The sequence below is a fragment of the Maridesulfovibrio bastinii DSM 16055 genome (assembly GCF_000429985.1).
Classification (GTDB): domain Bacteria; phylum Desulfobacterota; class Desulfovibrionia; order Desulfovibrionales; family Desulfovibrionaceae; genus Maridesulfovibrio; species Maridesulfovibrio bastinii.
This window is the reverse complement of sequence record NZ_AUCX01000014.1, coordinates 72,140-90,075: the sequence shown is the minus strand read 5'-3', so window position 1 is coordinate 90,075 and position 17,936 is coordinate 72,140. Positions and strand designations below refer to the sequence as shown.

Below are 17,936 nucleotides of genomic sequence, written 5' to 3'. Positions count from 1 at the left end.
TAGTTAAACAGTTTTACAATCTATTGAATTTAATATATTAGCTGATCAAAAATTGTCTATAAGGTCTGCAACCATAAAATATATTTAGTTAAAATTAGTTTAATTTACATCTACAGGCATCAATTTAATTAAGGTAAAAAATTGTACAAAAAAATTTATAATTTTGTTGGATTAGTCGTTGTTGTCCTCAGTGTTTTATTCTTGGGAAAAAAAATTTTATTAAATATTTCTAGGTTGAATTTTTCTTCAAGTATAATATTCTATATTCTTGTAGGTAGCATTTTTTATGCATTATTTTATTATTTACTAGGTTCTGGTTGGTTCTTATTTGTTAAAATTCTAAATAAAGAAAAATCAATTTTAGATCTTTTATATATATACACAAGATGTTCAATAGGTAAATATTTTCCAGGTAATGTTGGACACTATGTTGGTAGACAATTTATAGCTTCACGAATTGGAATATCTCAGAAAGTTATAGCTTTTGCCTCTATGCTTGAAATTATTTGCCAGATTACATCTGCAGTAATCATTTGTGCTTGGATAGATTTACCGATAGCTCCACCTGTTTCTCCAGTTATAAGCCTCTCTGTTGCTATTTTAATTTTAGCTGTTGCTCCTTATATAATTTTGAAAATTATTAGCAGATCTACAGTTAACCTTAATAAAAATATTTCTATATACAGTCTTTGGAAAACAATTTGTTCAGTTTGTGTACTGGATTTGTTATTTTTTATTAGTTCAGGGTGTATTTTTTATGTTTTTGTCATAAGCAGTCACAGTGTATCAAATGTTGATTTTATGACAGTCATTTCAATATATACAGCCGCATGGTTTTTGGGTATTGCTACGCCAGGTGCTCCTGCCGGGATAGGGGTCAGAGAAGCTGTCATGACTGCTATGCTGGCAAGATTTTTGTCTGAACCTGATGCCTTGTCGGTTGCTATTTTATTTCGTGCCACTACTACGCTTGGAGACTTATTTTTTTTTGGCGGCAGTTTTGCCTTGTCTAATTTCAAAAGACATAAATTTTAATCATTATATTATATCTCGTTATGAAATTAATTATACAGATACCTTGTTTCAATGAGGCTGAAACTATTGGGATTACATTGGATGCCTTGCCACGTAAGGTGGTAGGATTTGATAAGGTTGAATATCTTATTATTGATGATGGGTGTTCAGATGGCACTATAGATGTTGCTCGTAAACATGGTGCGAATTATGTTGTTTCTCACCCAAGGAATAAGGGGCTCGCCCATGGATTTATGACAGGCTTAAAGGCATCTCTCGCTCTTGGGGCTGACGTAATTGTCAATACTGATGCTGACAACCAATATTGCGGAGATGATATTCATAAGCTAACAACACCTATAATTGAAGGCAAAGCAGATATTGTTGTCGGCACAAGACCTATACAGACTATAGAGCATTTTTCACCGTTAAAAAAAATGTTACAGCGACTTGGAAGTTGGGTAGTAAGGACTGCAAGCGGGACCAATGTTATGGATGCACCAAGTGGTTTCCGAGCTATAAGTAGAGATGCTGCTAAGCTCCTGAATGTTTTCAATAATTATACATATACATTGGAGACTATTATTCAAGCTGGACAGGCCAATATGGCTATAACTTCAGTAGATATAAGAGTTAACGAAGACCTTCGTCCATCACGTCTATTCAGCAGTATAAAATCTTATATCAAGCGTTCAATTGTTACTATAGTACGTATATCAGTAACATATCGTCCATTTTTATTTTTCAGCATAATATCTGCCATACTTTTATTGTCAGGAGGTCTTCTAGGTCTTAGATATTTATATTATTGGGCGATAGGCAGTGGGACAGGGCATGTTCAGTCTGTTGTCCTGTCCGGGGTTTTATTGGTAATGGGTGTTCAGACTGGTTTAATCGCTTTTGTTGCTGACCTTATAGGTGTGAACAGAAGATTGTTAGAACAGTTGAAAGTAAGTCAATATGATCTTGATGAAAAAATTGAAAAAGTAACATCAAAAATTGATGTGGATGGTAATACTAAGTGTTAAAATCTTTTTTTTCATCACTTATAAGAAAAATTGAACGCAATATAACTATTGCTGTATTTATTTTTATTTTATTTTTTGCTGTAGTATGCTTTTTCAAAATGGATTATAGGGGTAGCTTGGATGGCGATGCCGGAGAATATGTAGCTATTGCATACAATCTTGCTAAGAATAATATATATTCTTCATCTTTTGATGGAAATCATTCAAATTTTAATTATCATCGACCACCAGGCTATCCGTTTTTTCTTGCAGGACTTATCAAAGTTATACCACAATTAAAGGAGAGTAGTAATTGGAGAGCTGCTGGTAGTGGAGGAAAGCTGACATCTGATCATTCATTGGTTTATTTTAAGTATGTTCAAGCTTTTTTATTATTAATGACAGCGTTTATGACTGCATGGATGGTTTGGGATTATCTTGGGAGAAAAATTCCAGCATATTTTACATTATGGTTCATAGGATTTCACCCTTTTTTAGAAAGATATATTTATAGGTTATATCGTGAAGAATTTGCAGCTTTTGTCTTTATGCTGTTTTCATTAACTCTCTATTTTGCTTTTAAGAAATCAAGATTATTACTCTTTCTAATAAGTGGATTATCTTTAGGTCTGTTGACTATGGTTTTGCCTCAATGGAAATATGTAGGATTATTTTTCATTGCTGTTTCTTTTTTATACTCCGTAATTAACAGGATAAATGTTAAAAGAACTATTTTAGGGTTATTAATTCTGAGCATTGCCTGGATTTCAATATTTTATCCTTGGGAACTGCGCAATGAACACATATCAGGTAAGAAATTTTTATCCTCAGGTGGTGGCGTTGTTCTCGAACTCAGGTCAAGATACAATATGATGCCTTGGTCCTCTTATTTTGCTTCATTCGCGTATTGGTCACGTTCTCCTATACTTAAAAAAAGCCTGATTAAATTTGTCGATAAAAAATATTACACACCTCTTGTGCGTGATGATAAAAATGGATTGTACCACCTTTCTAGAGTTGAATATAATCAACTATATAAACAAAAAGGTCCATTAAAAGCTGACTCAATATTAAAGAGAAGGGCTATTCATAATATATTAGCACATCCTATTAGACATTTATTAATGTCAATTCCAATAGGGTTTAGGTTAATGATGAACCCCATGCTTAGTATTTTGTATATACCTGTATACTTTTTGTTTGTTTACGCAGTATTTTTTTCATTCAGGAATAAAAATAGTTGTCTTTTTATGGTCTTGTTTCCAACCTTTGCTATGTTTATTTTTAATTCTTTAGCGACTCACGGTTTAACAAGATATAATGGAGCCTATGCACCAATTTTAATTTTTGGTTCTGTTATTGGATTTAATAAATGGTGGAATTCTCGCAAAGCTAAATAAATATTGTTTTAAAGCAGATATAATTGCTTAGATTAACAATTATTATTACTACCTATGCTGATTTATTAATTAAATTAATTAAAAGTGGATATATTGAAAATGGGAAAAATTAAAATTAATAAAACCGATTTGTTTCATGGAGTGCAGCAGACTGCCAAATATCACAACAGTAATTTTCTCGCGGGATTACTTGTTAAAAATTTTTTAAAAAATATTTTAATGACTTTTCAAGAAGTTGATTCAAAAAATATTTTTGAAGTTGGGAGTGGAGAGGGGCATATTTCAGGACTGTTGGCCTTGAACGGATTTCATGTTCGGGGCTGTGATATTTGTAATGCTTCAATAGAGAATGCTACAAGGGAAGCAAAAGAACGTAATCTTGATATTACTTTTGAAGAAAAAAGCATATACGATTTAGGCTGTAATGATATAACAGACGTAGTACTTTGCTGTGAAGTCCTTGAACATCTTACTGATCCAGAGCTTGCTTTTAAAAAATTATTATCTATAACTGGGAAGGATTTGATAGTAAGTGTCCCAAATGAACCTTTATGGCATATTCTAAATATGTGTCGTGGTAAGTATTTAAACGCATTAGGCAATACCCCCGGGCATTTTCAGCATTGGACAAAAGCTCAATTTGTTAAAATGGTTTCCAGCTATGCTGAAGTTGTCTCTGTGCGAACTCCTTTGCCTTGGACTATAGTTCACTGCAAACCACATAAATATTAAGTAGGATCACATGGGCTTGTATTCTTTTTGTGTGTTTGTTGTCTTATTTTGTAGCTCAACGGTTAGGTTCTGTTGGTTTATAACTTAATTTTTTTAGAAAATTATCTTTATTTGATTGAGAAGTGATCTAATGTTCTTACAATAAGATTATATGAACTAATTTAAGTTACTATCCTGACTTTTACAGAATAAGCTAATAACCAGACCTAAATATTGAAGTTTAAATCCAGAATTTAAACATAATGTAATCCCTTTAAGCTACTCCTTGGAAATCAACTCCATAATGATTGCTTTTAATAAGTTTTAGCAAGTCGACAACGTCAGAAAGAATTTATGATTTATGGCTATCTGAAGGAGTCGTATGCCTATAGAAAATTTAAGATAATATGATTTTATTCAAAGCCTGAGGCATAATTTTTTGGGTGTAGTATGGCCACAGCGGAGAACTATTCAATTGTCAGGAAAATATATTTGCGGATTAATTGAATGTGCAGAAAAGGGTAGGATATTTTTTTTTGACTAATGCAGGGGGCAGTTCCACTTGAAAGGATTTCTCGGATGCTTCTAGTTTTATCTCTAGCTGTATTATTTTTTATCTATAACTAAGCTCAAGCTAATCCCAATAACCTGATCTACACAACCATCAAAAAAGCTCCCACGATTTAAAAATCGTAGGAGCTTTTATTAATTTATCAGCAATTTTGAATAAGTGATGGAAGACGTATGAAGCTAAATCTGGAAGGGGGATGTAATGATAATTTTATGGGACTATACTGGGACTATTTTGCTTAAATCAAAGTTTATATAAGATTAACATATTGAATTAACTTATTTTAAATGGTGGAGGCGGGGGGAATCGAAATATTGCTATAAACATCTTAAATGATTTTATAAGTAACAATGAAAGAATTTAAGTTACCCTCATTGTTACCCATAAAATATGTTGCCTTAAGCAGCCTCTTGATGTGAGAATTCTTCTATGAGTTTTCGTATATCTTCTACTTTCCATGCGGTGACCCCGGCTGTCAATTTTATACCTTTTGGGAATTTACCTTTTTGAATTCCATCCCACCAAGTAGACTTTGAAATAGGGATAAAGGTTAACACTTCAGGTAATCTCAAAAATCCTGTATCCGGCATTTTTACTGTTGTTATTTGTACTTTCATTTTTATTCCTCCCGCCGCTTATGCGGATTTAAACGTGTTCGAACAAGTCCTTATCCGTCCCGCAGAGCAGCGGGAGCTTTTCTTTTTCCAGTGCTTCAGCAGTGCGCGGAGACAGCCAGAGAACTTCTGCTCTGGGGCTTGCTTGGTCCGCGTAGGCTTTGCGCTCAATCTTTGGCCAAAGATTATAAATTTCATCGTATAGTTTAGACGGATATCCGCTTATAATGACATAGCCCTCAACATTATGCAGAGCTTCTGCCAGTTCGCGGTGATCTTCGTCTGTCAGCTCGTACAAATACGAACCTTGATTTAAATTTCTTTCACTGTGAACATACGGCGGATCAACATAAAACAGAGCGTCGGCTCTATCGTATCTTTCAATGACTTTAGTTGCGTCCTGATTTTCGATTACAACTCCCCGCAGCCGCTCGACAAACATCTCAATCTGTGTCGGCCAGCTTGCCCAGTCAACTGCAGGACTATTAGTATCAGCCCGGCGGGAACGAAAACCGTTTTTAGTGATTGATACGCATGATTTAGACCCGTACCCAAAAAAAGAACGAATTATAAGCCGCCGCACCTGATCAATCGGATCTTCCGTTTCTTCGTATGAAAGCTCAAACTCAGCACGAGCAAAAGGCGTTAAAGAGCAACGTCTTGCCAGTTCATCAGCCTGCTTTTTGTCCTGCAGGACTCGAAACAAATTAATCAGCCGGCAGTCCAGATCATTTAAAACTTCACACGGAACCCTACCTTTTTGAAGCAACACCGAAGCAGCTCCGGCAAACGGCTCTATGTAGTTTGTATGCTGCGGGAAATGAGCAATAATCCAAGAAGCTATTTTCCATTTACCACCGTGATACCTCAGTATTGGACGTTTCGGGCTACTCATTGACCGCCTCCGCAATCGCCGTCATGTCATAAATCTTCTGTAAATCTCCACGAATATGGACCCGCCGTAGAGCTGACGTAAGTAGAGTCATTTCCGCGTTAATATTTCTCGTTTGAGAAATCGGCTTCTTGATTTTCTTAATGATCTTAGGGAGACAGTAGAGCAGACCCCAACTTTCTGGGACTTCATCCGGCTTAATTAAGTCTTTAGGGCAAAGCATGTAGCGATACATTCCCATGCCCATTTCCGGTCTTCTGCGGAACCATTTTTTTCTGTCTGTTAAGAAGTCAGAACGAGAGGTTTTACACTCAACTAAATGAGATACCCAGCCGTCACGCCAACCGATTGAGTCCGGTATCTCTGAGCTGAATGATCCAAGTTCACGGAAAGCAAAGTTGCAACCGACTGAGTTAACCAGCCAGCGTTCGGCGCGGATAGTGAGTTCTGTGTGGGTAAAGTTAAGCATTGCTGGACTCCGCATCAAAGCCTGTGCGTTTGCAGAAGTCAGAAAAAGCTTTTCGACACATGGCTTCATTTTTAGAATTTAAACGAGGAACTCCGAATCGATTGTAATGCTTGCTTAATAATCTTAGTTGTTTATATCTGCCTCCCTCGCCGAATTCTCCATCATCCGTTATTTCACCGATGATAAAAGCATGAACCCAAGGCTGAATGTCAAAACACCTTTTTGGGGCCTTTTTAAACGGAAAAGTTTTCAGATTACCACAGCAAGCAATTTTGGGATTAGGGTGCTCGCAATAGTCGAAAGAGTATGAACCATACTCGTCACTCTCTGATTGAAAATGACAGCACTCTTCGCAAGAGAAAAGCTTATCGGCTCGGTCCAGAGCCATACCGATGAGGACGTGAACATCTTCTTTTGTAAGAGGGCCTTCGTGGTGAACGCAATTGGAGGACATGAGGTTAAGCATTCTGAACCTCATTGTTTGAACCAGTAAATCTTTGAATATCAACTTGAAGACTTGAAGCTTCTTCAACATCATCTTTTAAACGTGGAATGTCTGTGCTTCTATGCGCATGGATTTTGTCTGCTTCCTCTTTAGTAAACAAAGCAGCTTCATCTAAGTGCATAGTATAGCCCCTTTCTCCCTTTTTCCAAAAAATCATGTTGTTCCCGTCCCATTTGCGGGAATCCTGAATATAGTAGAGGTTAGACATTGCGAACCTCCGGCCAGCCTTCCGGTTTTTCACAACGCTCGAAGCAGTAGACCCACACCCACGGGTTGCTTGCCCAATCGGTGCCGGGCTTGGCGAGGGAGTCCCAGAGGGTTTCGAAAGACTCTCTGGCTGTGCGCGTAAAGCCTTCTTCGCTGTCGAAAACGTTAGCGCCATAATCCTTGTAGACAGGGTAGCGGTCTTTTGCATCGTCATAGAAACCGAGGGGAATAACGCCTTCCGCAATCGCGTCCTCTTCGCTAATCGTCTGCAACCGCTCCACGCGCACACCAGTAACGCGCAAAAATAAGCGGCAAGCCCATTTGGGCATGTGGATAGAGGGTCGCCACGGGCCTCTTGAGTTAAATTTTTCTCCGATTGTCGGGTTCTCTTTCGGCTTGTACTCTCCATCGGCCCTGTACCAAACCATCCCATCATTCATCCACTGTTCGGGCAGACCCTCTACAAGCTGGTTCAAGGGGAAATTGATTGGGTAGGGAACTGCAAAAGTTTCTCGAACCCAGAGGATATCGCCCGGCTGATAGGGGGCCAATTCTTCACCGCTCCACCAAAATGGAATTCTTCTTCGTGTCTGACTTTTGCGGTCTTCAAGTATCGCGCGGACCATTTCCGTATTGAATAATATCGGGTGGGTTTTAACCATCATTGACCTCCCGCAAAATCTGGGGGTACTGCTCCCAAGTCTGGCCGTTGAGGAGATTACCAGCGGCATGCTTGCCTACGCGATTCATCCAGACACATCCTTTGGGCTCAGGCTGGACTTTCCCGGTTGTACCATTGGGAAGCATCCAAAATGCACCTTTTACATTTGCACGGGCCTGCCTGTTCAGATCGTCAACAGATTCTCCCCATTGCTTAAAAAAGAAAGGGGTGCCGGCACTGGAACACTGGTCACGCAAAGAGCTCACCCAGTCCGGATGCATTGGCCGTGCGTTCGGGCCGGATTCTCCGCCGCATATTACCCAGTCTAAAACACCTTTGAATGTTCCATCGCATCCACCATTCGGATTGTAGTGATTAAAACACTGCCAACCGTCCCACGCCTTTCCAACCTCATTATATGAATCAAAGTCTTTTCTCATCACTCCGCACTGGTCGCATTCATCCCATGGGGTCAAATCTACTGCCCCAAGCATCGGCTCGATGCTCACAAAACGTGCGGCGGCGGGAGTGTCGAGCAGGATCGGGATTCGTTTATCAGCTTGTTCCTGATTTTCGGCTGTTACGCCGAGTAGGACGTTAGGCAGGGGCCAAAGGGGGAGGTCAACGCCTTTTTCTTCTGCTGCCTTCAAGACTTGAAAAGACTGTCTGTAAACATAGTTCTGGCGAATTTCCTCACGGCGAGAGGAACAATATTCCTGCATACGCTCCGGTCTTTTGGTCAACAGAATAAATCTGTGTTGAGGGCAAGAGCCCATAACCGCGAAGATTTCGTCCAGCCAATAATTTTTCACTGATTTATGAAAAAGGTCGGTCATGCTGCCTACGAAATACACAGTCGGCTTTTTGCGTTTAAGCGGGATCGTCAGTGCGGATTCAACAAGGCCAGTCTTCCCGTTCCATTTCCCGTCAGTAATAACGCTCTGATATCCTTCCGGGGCCTTAGGGTTGCAGGACATGCGATAAGCCATTCTTTCTGCGTAGCAGTTCTCGCAACCAGCGGATTTTTTTGAGCAGCCGATAGTGGGATTCCATGTCTGTTGGGTCCATTCTATGTTACTCATCATTGACCTCCAGCTCCCACAACGCTTCAAGAGTCCAATCGCCTTCATACGGCTCTATGCGATAGATCGTATTCTTACTGCCTTCGCCCCAATGAGTAGGTTTTCCAGATACCCATTCCATTTCATTGGGGAAAATTCCGAGTCCGTGTCCGTTTTCTGCTATGACGCTGACAGCCCCATACTGATTCAGATAAGCTTTATGCTCACCTGCACGGGCAACGGTCCCTGCAAAGCAGTACTCACCGGGCACATCATGCAAGAGTTTTACAACCGGGGTTTCACCTGCCGGGATAGTTTGAGGAAGGAAATTCTTAGGCATTCTTGGAACCCCTTGCGCTTTTTGCGGCTTTGACACGGTTTGAGCAAATCCGCATCAATTCATAAACATTGCGGTGAGTACAAAGGGCTTCAACTTGTAGATTCCACTCGTTGATTGCTGCGCTTTTTTGGCTGCTCCTCGGTCCGCATGTTCCACATACAGTGCAAACAATCTGATGCTTATCCTCTTTGCCAGCTGATCCAGTCAGAATCATTGTAGGCATTCCCCCACATGAGCAGGTATAGGGACGTTCGATGTTGGTTTCGTATGGTTCGTTATCGTGCTGGAAAAGCTGACCTTCAAGCAATGCTTTACGTATGGCGATCATTTCCGGGCAACGAAGCATGGTATCAACCATCACGCGCAGTTCACCGGAATGGCGATGTCCATTTTTCTCGATATATTCTTTGGCTGATCTGTCGGAGAAGTGGGCGTTAACGAAATTCCATTCATCAGCATAGCCGCATTCAGTCAGCCCGTTTTCGTTCAGGGCTTCCTCGTAGGTGAGTCCGTATTCTTCAAGGTCGACTTCATTACCTCCGTTTTCTATATCAACGAAAACGGTTTCTTCACTGTAGATCGGGTCAAAGCCGTAGACACGTTTTTTTTCTTCCACGAGAAAGATAGGCTCAGCGGTGCACTGGTTATCCTGAGTCTGTAATTCCTTGCGGAGGGTGGAGAGGTCGAGATTATTTTTCATTGCTTGCACCCTCCGGGCACTCCTCATGCCAGTAAATTCCCTCGGAATCCCGAAGGTGTTCGTCGTCAGAGAAGATCGGCAGGCCGCAGACTTCGCACAGGCTGACAAAATGGCCCTTGCCTTCGGCTTCTACGTCCTGAGTCATGAAGCCAAGCTTATGCAGGGCCTGTATTTCCGCTGCGGTGGTTACTTTTACGGCCTTGGATTCGGTGCGGGTTACGTGGATTGTGTAGGTCATGGGTTATTCCTCCGGCTTTCCAGCTAAACCGCAGTAGCCGGTGTAGTGTCTCATCATATCGGGGTGATCTTCTTTGTAGCGGTAGACCATTATTTCCGTCTCTCTATCTTTCCATCTCCAGCTCATGCAGTCGGAGGCAATGCACCGGCAGTCCTTGTCTCCAGCGCCGTTCCCGTCGCGATTGTATGCCCCAGATCCTTCGTCTGTTTGCCGTGCCTGTGGGCACCACATCTCTTTTGCTTTTTCTTCTGTGAGTAATGGCATAGCTACGCAACCTCCACTTTTTCACCCTCAGAAGTGACGATGGTCATGGTAGTGCCTTCGGGAAGCGAATCCTTGAGATCTTTTGCGGCTTGTCTGGCTCCTTCCTGAACCCTTTTTATTATCTCACCGCGTTTTTTAAGCTCTTCTAAATCGGCCTTAGCTCTTTTGATATTCGCGTCTGGAGTTTCCTTTTCAGACTGCTCAAGCTCGTACAAATGAAGGACTCTGAGGAAGAGATTATAAGCCTCTTCTATGTTGCCGATCTGGGTGACCAACGCTCCTGCAAACTCTTCTTCGTCATGGTGAGTGACAGTGTCGATTGAGATTGAGAGAAAAGGGGTGAGCATTGAATCAACTTCAATATCTGCTATGAATCTTTCTTCACTTTCAAAGCGGAGCATGGCCCTGACAATCATTTTGCCGTCTTCTTCCACCGCTCTTTTGATATCGTTAAAATCGGCATCCCTTCCTTTGACCTGTTCAGCTTTAAGGACTTCCTGAGAATCGGCAGCGTGGACCTTATCTTCTATGAAAACTGAAATATCATGATCGTGATAGGGGATATGTATAGTTCCTTCATTCCATATCCAGGTCAGAAATGCGTGTCCGAACACATCAAATTTTTCATTTATGCCGAGAGTGAGTTCTTCAAGTTCATAAACTGTTCCGAATGCTCTTTTAAAAGTATCTTCAAAAGCTTCTTTAATGGCTTTAGAGCGGTCAGTAAGAAAGAGCAGGCCCGTGTTCATATTCCACCAAACATCTGCAACGGTAGGAGTCGGGACGGCTTTGGCGCGAAGTTTAAGGGTAACCTGTTCTTTAACTTCTCTTTTTCGACCGCGGGAAATGAAGTTTCTGCCTTCTTTTTTGGCAAGCTCCATCTCATTGTCGATTGCATCTTCCACAAATCTTTTTAAGGCAGGGCCGGGAATCTTGCGTTCATCAATACGAATGGAAAAAACGAAGTATTCCCCAAATTCGGTATTCTCAGGTCCGAACCACGGATCCCGGTAGTTTTCAATCGTTACCGCACCGTATGTCCTTTCAATGACCTCATGATCTATGGTTTCAAATTTTGCTCTCTGGAGCTGATCATAAAGTCTTTCATCGCTCAAAAGAGAAGTCTGCTCAGGTGTTGTGACTTTATATATTGTCAGTGGGTGTTTTTTGAATAATCTGCCCATAGTTAAGACTCTCCTTTGGGGCGACCGTAGCCGCCCCTTGTCTATGGTGTAATCAGGGTTGACGAATCAGAAATTTAGTTGACGGGACGTTTTAGTTTTCCAGAACAGATAGGGCAGTTGCCCCATTTTTGAGGAACAGCTTCTTTACACTTTGAGCAGTACTGCCCGAAGACGACCGAACCAGACTTATTAAGAATGCAAGAGACTTTTGATATGTGTCTGCTAAAAGGCATTCCTTCCGTTTGAATCCTTCCTTTGGACTCGGTGAACACACCATAATTGCGGTACATAGGCGCCCGCCTAGCAGCATTGCATTTGCCATAGGGGCTGGTGCTAAAAGCTCCGACGAAAAAAACTGTCATGGGTTCTTTTGCCCTAATTATTTGACTGATGATTTCTTCCTTACTCATGATGGAATCCTACGGGGAATACTTCTGAGGGGTCGGCGCCGTTGGCAAGACTTGCGTATGCGTGAAGCAACTTTATGCGGTCTTGTTTTGTCCATTGGGGGTAGCCCTTGCCTGTCAGTCTTTCCATATCTGCCTGCTGTGCTCCGAATGCAGGCAGCAGCTTTAGAAGCATCATTTTACGTTCAGCAGCGTTATTACTTAGGTACTGGTCAGTCTGATCACCAAGATACGTTGCCAATTCTTCTTCTGTCAGTTCGTAATGCTCTTCCTGCTGCGGTTCTTGGTCGAAAAATTCTTCTTCTGCGGAGGGCTCAGATTGCTCGGTCTGAACCAGTTCAGCCTGCCCAGTATGCTGGTTGACGGGCTGGGAAATAGGTTGTTGGTCAATCTGCTTTTGCGGCTGTGAAGAATATTCAGGATCAATGGACTTAGGCATGTCCTGATTCATGTTGATTACACGAGCTTCAGCAATGCGCTTTCCTTCATCCTCATCGTAAATTCCGCTGAATCCGAAAGCCAGCCTTGCGCCCTGAATAAGAGTCTTGTGGCGGAGCATGCGTCTGGTGTTCATTTTCCAAGGCTCAGAACCCCTCATGCATTCTTCCAGATATTCACGGACGATAATGGGGCGGGTGCGGTCCTTGCGGTAGATAATTACCTCAATCCACTCAGATGCTTTTTTGCTTGAATTCACGACGATGTTGTTATCAGCATAGCGGAACTCCATGCCATCGAACTGAGGGTGTTCGTTCATAATCCTGATCCAACCATCAACTCCGACTATAGGGACAATCCCTCCGTTCTTGTCAGGGAAGGCGTAAATCTCTTTGGTGAAGGGGTTAAGATTGTATTGGTCGGCAACGATCATCAGGGCTGCAAGCTGCTCATTGGTTACGGGACCCTTGCTGTTTTTAAATGCAGTGTTCTTCAGAATGTCTGACACCTGAGCAACGTCGACGCCGAAGCGCTGGGAAAACTTGGTCATTAATGCTCCCTTACCGGTAGTCGGCGCATTGCCGGTACCATTAGGCGCGAGAGTGTTGTTTGGCTTATTCATGATCTATACTCCTTAAGCTGCTTTTTTGGTTTCAGAAGGGACGGGGCCGAAGGTGATACCGCTGTTTATCAGGAACGCTTTCAGGTTTTGAAGCTGTTCACGGGTGGCGGTGACACGGAAATCAACAGTGACTATTTCTGGCTTGCGCTGAACCTCTACCGGATGACACTGAGTTTCCTGCTCCGGAGGCGCGGACCTTTGGACAGGCTCCGGTTTGGGTTCCGGCTGCGCTGCGGCTGCTTCCTGACGGGCCTTTTCTTCAGCTTCCTTCTTGAGGCGCTGCTCTTCGGCGTATGCTTCACGCTTTGCTTTTTGTTCAAGAAGGCTTTTGTTTTCTGCCAGAGCTGCGGCAATGGAGAAAGTCTCCAAGTAAACCCTGATCACCTGGTCTTCAAATTCGGTATTCAGTTCTTCAATGGTGGAGATTTCAGTTTCAGTCGTTGCGAAGAAGGCTTTGATTTCTTCTTCGATCTTGTTCATGGAGTAAGTCATATTGAGCCAGCGAGAATCGAAAACTCGGTCAAGATTCACCAGATTTTTGACGCTGGATTCGGTTTGCTTCCATATGGCTTTGATTGCCTCATGCTTTTTTTGTCTCAGACGTTCTTCGTATGCTTTAACCTGAGCATCGATTTTGTTCTTTGGAATATCAACGAGAGCACCAAGCTCTTTAATTTTCTTTTCAAATTTGGCGTAAGGGACAAGGCATTTTTTTTTGATTTCTTTCCTTTCATTGTTCAACGCTTCGCCGAATTTATTCAGGGTAGTGCGGTCTGCCTTGGCTTCTTTTATGGTCTCGTCGGTGTAGACGAGGTTCTCGTATTTTTCGAGGTTAGATTCTATCCAAGCCTTAAGCTCTTCGTAATTGAACTCAACGCTTTTCAAAAATTTATCGTCTTTGGTCAAAATTTTAATATCCATTTGTGACATGAAAATACCTCCTTATATTTCCGGCAGGATCAAATCCGGCCTTGTGTCTGATAAAACGTATTCCCAGAACTCCAGTTCGGCCTGAAGCAGGTATTCAAGATCAGCTGTGTGGTCCGATCTTTCGAACCGGTAATGTTTTTCAGTTATGCTGACTTCGCTGCCCCATTCATTTTTGATTCTGGCCTTCAACATGGCAAACTGTGCGCCGGTGACCAGCATGTAATGAAGCAGCTGAATGAAATAGTTTTGCGGAACCTGGCCTTTCCACTTGTCGTAGTCAGAGCCGCGCTGGACGGTAGTGGTCTTGATTTCCAGTATTCCGAGTCTCCCGGCCTGATCCCAGAGCATGCCGTCGAGAGAGGCTTGCAGTTGGGGATAAACCGGATGCTGGAGAACAACGTTTTCTTCGTGTTTAACTCTGAATTCCGGGTAATCCATCTTGAACATCTCCCGCATAAGAGGCTCACAAGATACGCCATATCTGACGCATTCTTTGTCTGAAATGTCCTCGGATTCTCTGCGGCCGGTTTTCTCTTCCCAGAGTTCTACATTGGTTTTCCAAGGATTCTGCCCGAGGACGGCGGCAGCATCGCTACCGCCAATTCCTTTTTTACGGGCTTCAAGCCATTCTTTGCGGGTTGGGCTTGCCATGGTTAGGACGCTTCTCTTAAAGTTGCGGGGAAGTCGTATCCTGGGCGAACTCCATTGATTTTCCAGAGGGGCATTTCCTGCTCCCTGATTTTTTCTGCGTATGCTTCTGGATCAATGGGATCGAAAAATTTACATTTATCTGCGGCATCAGATGCTTTAACAGTGCATGTTCTGGGACAACCGTTTTCAATTAGGAGTTCCCAGATTGCATCACATTCGCCGTTTTCTCCTCCGCCACATGCGGAATCAAAATTCTCGCATTCATCGCAATAGCGTTCGATTAACTGTTCAAATCTGATCTTCATTTCTGATTTCTCCTCGGGCCTTCGATTTCGCCCTTATAGGTTGTTCCGGCCTTAGCCAATGCGGTGTTAACTATGAGTAGAGCTGCATTCATAGAGTTTTGCTTGTTCATAAAATTTGGATTGCTGCGATAAAGGGCAAAAGACCTTTCTATTGCGAACAAAACTAAAATCTCTCCCATCAGATGCCTCCAACCATTACGCCGTAGATAATCCCGGCTGCCAGAAGCTCAGCCAGCATCAGAATAGAAACCATCACCTTGAACGATACTTTCAGCATTTGAGCCTCCGGGGTTTAAAGGTGGGAACGGATGTAAAAAAACTAAAACCATCCGTTCCCTTGTTGGGCGGGATTGCCCAGTATCACTGCTAAACCAAAATCTCGGAGCCTGTGAGGGGGCCGGGACCATGATAGTCCCGACGCGCCCAATAGGAGGTCTATTGCGATGGAGTGTAAGTCCCTTCACAGACTCCGAAAAATTCTCCCCGCCAAGTATGGGCTGGCGGTACTTCATTGCATTGGGGTCGGTTTTGGGGAACCCATGCCTGGCGGGGAAATATGTGGGCAGAGGCCGGACGCTACTCCGGCAGGCTGGAATTTGTTGTTTTATGATGCCTAGCAAGAGGTTTCTTATTGACCTTGCTCCAGCGGGGCCATCAACCCCCGGCGCACCTGCTTATTTGCGCTTCTCTGCATATTTGGATCGGAGCTCCTTCATAAGAGTGAACTGGCCCTTTATAGGTTTTATTCCCTCCGGAGAGTTGGGTTCTATGACCTTCCCTTAAGCCTAGCCTTAAGGATTAGCAGTCAAAGAAATTGACCATTGTTTTGCTTGCCCCGTCACTCTTATGAAGAGACTCCGATTGTTGTTTTCAAAGATCACCTGTTTCCGACTTCTAAAAAAGTGCCTTCTGCCAATACCAACTGCGGAGGACGTTCCTGCTTACTGTCCGGGCCTCGCCGCGAACCTGTTCGGCTGATTTCGTTTCTCGCTGTCGTTGAGAGAATATTACCGTACGGTAAGAAAAAAGGTCAAGGGAAAAATTACTATACGGTAATATAAATTATATTAATTATAAAATTTGTAATTAATATAGGCAGGTATTCTTGGATTTATTTGTGAGAATTCTAGTTAAGAGAGAATTAAAATGATAGACACAGAAGAACTCGAATGCAGGAATTGTGGATATAAATTTGAAGTTAATAACCCTGAAAAGAAGAGAATAAAGGTAAAGTGTCCTGTGTGTAAGAGCGATTTGGAATGGTTTTTTGAAGACGGGAAAGCGATGTCATCATGTTACCCCCCAGGCCCACACTATTATTCTAGATTTATAGGATTCTGGATGGTTTTATCTTCAGTGCTTCCCTTGGTATTTTATTCTCCGAGCGACTTTAAATGGAAATGGGGAGCCTTTATCCTCCTAGTCGGTGCTATTTTGTCATACAGAGGGCATATCAAATATACTGAATATAAACATTCTGAGAAGATGAGAAGGCAATATAAGCAAGAGCAATAACAATGAGCTTTAAAATTAGTATGTTGTTTCTTCTTTTGTTCTTTCTTTTGAGTGTAGGAGCAGACGCAAAGCCTCTCCACAGTGAAGCATGGTATCAAGCAAGATGGTGCGAAAGTAGAGGTACAACGGAATTTGTTTTGCCAGACGAGACTAGAGTTGATTGTTTGACTGCTACGCATGCCATTGAATTTGATTTTGGCGAAAAATGGGCAGAATCAATCGGACAGTCTCTGTACTACGCTGCGATGACGGGGAAGAGGGCCGGGGTAGGTCTTATAATAGAAGATTACAGAGAATTAAGGTTTTGGTTGCGTCTGCAAACGGTTATAAAAAAATATAAATTACCTATCGATTCGTGGATAGTCAGGCCGTAATATTTTACAGGGATGATCTGTTCAGTATAATTGTTGGGTTAATTCCCACAGCTTTGCAAATTAAATAGAAATCCTTGATTCTTAACGGAAGGCTTCCAGATAACATCCCTGCTAATTTTTCACTGTCAATATTCGTAATATCTGCGACCTGATTAATTGTCATCCCAGAAAGGTTAATATTTTCAGAAATTTCTTGAGTTAATTTCTCCTCAAATGGATCCCTATCTTCTTGTTCCCCAAACATTTCTGCAGGGGAAATCCCTAATATTTTTGCATAACGAACCATTTCACCAAACGAGTTTCTTTCTCCTCCTTGTACTCTGGAGAGCCATCTTGATACTGTTGCATTTGCCACTCCAAGTATTTTCCCTATTTGGTCAAGTGTTAGTCCTGACTCCCTAAGTTCATTTAGCTTAGAAAGAATTACTTCCCAGCTTTTTGCTGCTTCTTTGTCGAAAGGCTTTGTACTCATATTCATATTTTATATCGTAGAGTTGTTTACTGTGAGGTATAAAGTTAAATTGACTTCAAATATTACCGCATGGTATAAAATGCTTTATGAACGTACTCGAAACATATCGCCATAATAAAAAAATGACCTATGAAGCTTTGGCAAAGGTTGTTGGGCTTAGTTCAGTTGCTGTCTATCGGCACTGTAAAAAACAGCGTCCGATTTCGGGAGAATCCGCTTTGCTTTATCACATCAAGCTCGGGATTCCTCTAAAGGAATTGCGGCCTGATTTGTATGAACAGACGAAAAACAAGGCGGCTTAGGCCCCACATGAAAGCACAGAATTACAGCATGTTAAGTCTAAAATGTGTGGTTTTAGGCCCCACCTAATTTCAAAGAAACGGT

General features: G+C 42.1%; 27 protein-coding genes. 8 read left to right on the top strand and 19 right to left on the bottom strand.

Features of this window, described 5'->3' with window-relative positions; translation table 11 throughout:
- Nucleotides 1-141: 141 nt before the first annotated feature.
- The 4 genes from G496_RS0107890 (at nt 142) to G496_RS0107875 (ending at nt 4,153) form a co-directional block, all read left to right on the top strand.
- Nucleotides 142-1,035 carry a lysylphosphatidylglycerol synthase domain-containing protein gene (locus G496_RS0107890; protein ID WP_027178809.1) on the top strand — a complete coding sequence of 298 codons (894 nt, stop codon included), beginning with the start codon at nt 142-144 and terminating at the stop codon, nt 1,033-1,035.
- Between the two features lie 20 nt (nt 1,036-1,055).
- Nucleotides 1,056-2,042 carry a glycosyltransferase family 2 protein gene (locus G496_RS19175; protein ID WP_051294917.1) on the top strand — a complete coding sequence of 329 codons (987 nt, stop codon included), beginning with the start codon at nt 1,056-1,058 and terminating at the stop codon, nt 2,040-2,042.
- Nucleotides 2,036-3,421 carry a hypothetical protein gene (locus G496_RS0107880; protein ID WP_027178808.1) on the top strand — a complete coding sequence of 462 codons (1,386 nt, stop codon included), beginning with the start codon at nt 2,036-2,038 and terminating at the stop codon, nt 3,419-3,421. The genes G496_RS19175 and G496_RS0107880 overlap by 7 nt, the downstream gene beginning before the upstream one ends.
- Before the next feature lie 99 nt (nt 3,422-3,520).
- Entirely contained in the window at nt 3,521-4,153 is a 633-nt protein-coding gene (locus G496_RS0107875; RefSeq protein ID WP_051294916.1) for a class I SAM-dependent methyltransferase, read from the top strand.
- 948 nt (nt 4,154-5,101) lie between these two features.
- Here the strand turns inward: G496_RS0107875 and G496_RS0107870 are convergent.
- From G496_RS0107870 to G496_RS0107785, 18 genes are all read right to left on the bottom strand, one after another.
- The gene (locus G496_RS0107870; protein WP_051294915.1) at nt 5,102-5,320 is read right to left on the bottom strand and encodes a helix-turn-helix transcriptional regulator; all 219 of its coding nucleotides are present in this window, start codon (nt 5,318-5,320) and stop codon (nt 5,102-5,104) included.
- A gap of 28 nt (nt 5,321-5,348) precedes the next feature.
- Entirely contained in the window at nt 5,349-6,212 is an 864-nt protein-coding gene (locus G496_RS19170) for a DNA adenine methylase (protein WP_034632733.1), read from the bottom strand.
- Nucleotides 6,205-6,678 (bottom strand): hypothetical protein, encoded by a 474-nt coding sequence (locus tag G496_RS19165; RefSeq protein WP_051294914.1) that lies wholly within the window; start codon nt 6,676-6,678, stop codon nt 6,205-6,207. Before G496_RS19165 ends, G496_RS19170 begins: the two co-directional genes overlap by 8 nt.
- The gene (locus G496_RS20540; RefSeq protein WP_027178805.1) at nt 6,671-7,144 is read right to left on the bottom strand and encodes a hypothetical protein; all 474 of its coding nucleotides are present in this window, start codon (nt 7,142-7,144) and stop codon (nt 6,671-6,673) included. Before G496_RS20540 ends, G496_RS19165 begins: the two co-directional genes overlap by 8 nt.
- Nucleotides 7,137-7,391: a hypothetical protein gene (locus tag G496_RS19160; protein WP_051294913.1), complete on the bottom strand. Its 255-nt coding sequence runs from the start codon at nt 7,389-7,391 to the stop codon at nt 7,137-7,139. Before G496_RS19160 ends, G496_RS20540 begins: the two co-directional genes overlap by 8 nt.
- Nucleotides 7,384-8,055 carry a hypothetical protein gene (locus G496_RS20535; protein ID WP_156900615.1) on the bottom strand — a complete coding sequence of 224 codons (672 nt, stop codon included), beginning with the start codon at nt 8,053-8,055 and terminating at the stop codon, nt 7,384-7,386. Before G496_RS20535 ends, G496_RS19160 begins: the two co-directional genes overlap by 8 nt.
- Nucleotides 8,045-9,133 (bottom strand): DUF5131 family protein, encoded by a 1,089-nt coding sequence (locus tag G496_RS0107840; RefSeq protein ID WP_051294911.1) that lies wholly within the window; start codon nt 9,131-9,133, stop codon nt 8,045-8,047. Before G496_RS0107840 ends, G496_RS20535 begins: the two co-directional genes overlap by 11 nt.
- A complete protein-coding gene (locus G496_RS0107835) occupies nt 9,126-9,452 on the bottom strand; it encodes a hypothetical protein (RefSeq protein WP_027178803.1) in 327 nt (108 codons plus the stop codon). Before G496_RS0107835 ends, G496_RS0107840 begins: the two co-directional genes overlap by 8 nt.
- Nucleotides 9,445-10,152: a hypothetical protein gene (locus tag G496_RS0107830; RefSeq protein WP_027178802.1), complete on the bottom strand. Its 708-nt coding sequence runs from the start codon at nt 10,150-10,152 to the stop codon at nt 9,445-9,447. Before G496_RS0107830 ends, G496_RS0107835 begins: the two co-directional genes overlap by 8 nt.
- Nucleotides 10,142-10,390, bottom strand: a complete 249-nt coding sequence (locus G496_RS0107825) for a hypothetical protein (RefSeq protein ID WP_027178801.1) — start codon at nt 10,388-10,390, stop codon at nt 10,142-10,144. Before G496_RS0107825 ends, G496_RS0107830 begins: the two co-directional genes overlap by 11 nt.
- 3 nt (nt 10,391-10,393) lie before the next feature.
- Nucleotides 10,394-10,654 carry a hypothetical protein gene (locus G496_RS0107820; RefSeq protein ID WP_027178800.1) on the bottom strand — a complete coding sequence of 87 codons (261 nt, stop codon included), beginning with the start codon at nt 10,652-10,654 and terminating at the stop codon, nt 10,394-10,396.
- A gap of 2 nt (nt 10,655-10,656) precedes the next feature.
- Entirely contained in the window at nt 10,657-11,838 is a 1,182-nt protein-coding gene (rdgC, locus tag G496_RS20530; RefSeq protein WP_051294910.1) for a recombination-associated protein RdgC, read from the bottom strand.
- A gap of 74 nt (nt 11,839-11,912) precedes the next feature.
- Nucleotides 11,913-12,248 carry a hypothetical protein gene (locus G496_RS0107810; RefSeq protein WP_027178799.1) on the bottom strand — a complete coding sequence of 112 codons (336 nt, stop codon included), beginning with the start codon at nt 12,246-12,248 and terminating at the stop codon, nt 11,913-11,915.
- On the bottom strand, nt 12,241-13,305 hold the full coding sequence (bet, locus tag G496_RS21625; protein ID WP_051294909.1) for a phage recombination protein Bet: 1,065 nt from the start codon (nt 13,303-13,305) through the stop codon (nt 12,241-12,243). The genes G496_RS0107810 and bet overlap by 8 nt, the downstream gene beginning before the upstream one ends.
- Nucleotides 13,306-13,317: 12 nt before the next feature.
- Nucleotides 13,318-14,235 carry a DUF1351 domain-containing protein gene (locus G496_RS20520; protein ID WP_051294908.1) on the bottom strand — a complete coding sequence of 306 codons (918 nt, stop codon included), beginning with the start codon at nt 14,233-14,235 and terminating at the stop codon, nt 13,318-13,320.
- A gap of 12 nt (nt 14,236-14,247) precedes the next feature.
- The gene (locus G496_RS0107795; protein ID WP_027178798.1) at nt 14,248-14,886 is read right to left on the bottom strand and encodes a YqaJ viral recombinase family protein; all 639 of its coding nucleotides are present in this window, start codon (nt 14,884-14,886) and stop codon (nt 14,248-14,250) included.
- Between the two features lie 2 nt (nt 14,887-14,888).
- Nucleotides 14,889-15,191 carry a hypothetical protein gene (locus tag G496_RS0107790; RefSeq protein WP_027178797.1) on the bottom strand — a complete coding sequence of 101 codons (303 nt, stop codon included), beginning with the start codon at nt 15,189-15,191 and terminating at the stop codon, nt 14,889-14,891.
- Entirely contained in the window at nt 15,188-15,370 is a 183-nt protein-coding gene (locus G496_RS0107785) for a hypothetical protein (RefSeq protein ID WP_027178796.1), read from the bottom strand. Before G496_RS0107785 ends, G496_RS0107790 begins: the two co-directional genes overlap by 4 nt.
- A 264-nt stretch (nt 15,371-15,634) precedes the next feature.
- Between G496_RS0107785 and G496_RS21100 the strand changes: the two genes are divergently transcribed.
- From G496_RS21100 to G496_RS0107760, 3 genes are all read left to right on the top strand, one after another.
- Nucleotides 15,635-15,808 carry a hypothetical protein gene (locus G496_RS21100; RefSeq protein WP_156900614.1) on the top strand — a complete coding sequence of 58 codons (174 nt, stop codon included), beginning with the start codon at nt 15,635-15,637 and terminating at the stop codon, nt 15,806-15,808.
- Nucleotides 15,809-16,337: 529 nt separating this feature from the next.
- Nucleotides 16,338-16,706, top strand: coding sequence for a hypothetical protein (locus tag G496_RS0107765; protein ID WP_027178794.1), 369 nt, complete (start codon nt 16,338-16,340; stop codon nt 16,704-16,706).
- Nucleotides 16,707-16,708: 2 nt separating this feature from the next.
- On the top strand, nt 16,709-17,080 hold the full coding sequence (locus tag G496_RS0107760; RefSeq protein WP_034632726.1) for a hypothetical protein: 372 nt from the start codon (nt 16,709-16,711) through the stop codon (nt 17,078-17,080).
- A 4-nt stretch (nt 17,081-17,084) separates the two neighbouring features.
- Here the strand turns inward: G496_RS0107760 and G496_RS0107755 are convergent, their stop codons facing one another.
- Nucleotides 17,085-17,558, bottom strand: a complete 474-nt coding sequence (locus G496_RS0107755; RefSeq protein WP_027178792.1) for a helix-turn-helix domain-containing protein — start codon at nt 17,556-17,558, stop codon at nt 17,085-17,087.
- 80 nt (nt 17,559-17,638) lie between these two features.
- On the opposite strand from G496_RS0107755, the gene G496_RS21340 reads away from it, so the two are divergent.
- Complete coding sequence (locus G496_RS21340; RefSeq protein WP_027178791.1) at nt 17,639-17,854, top strand: helix-turn-helix domain-containing protein; 216 nt, start codon at nt 17,639-17,641, stop codon at nt 17,852-17,854.
- Nucleotides 17,855-17,936: the final 82 nt, after the last annotated feature.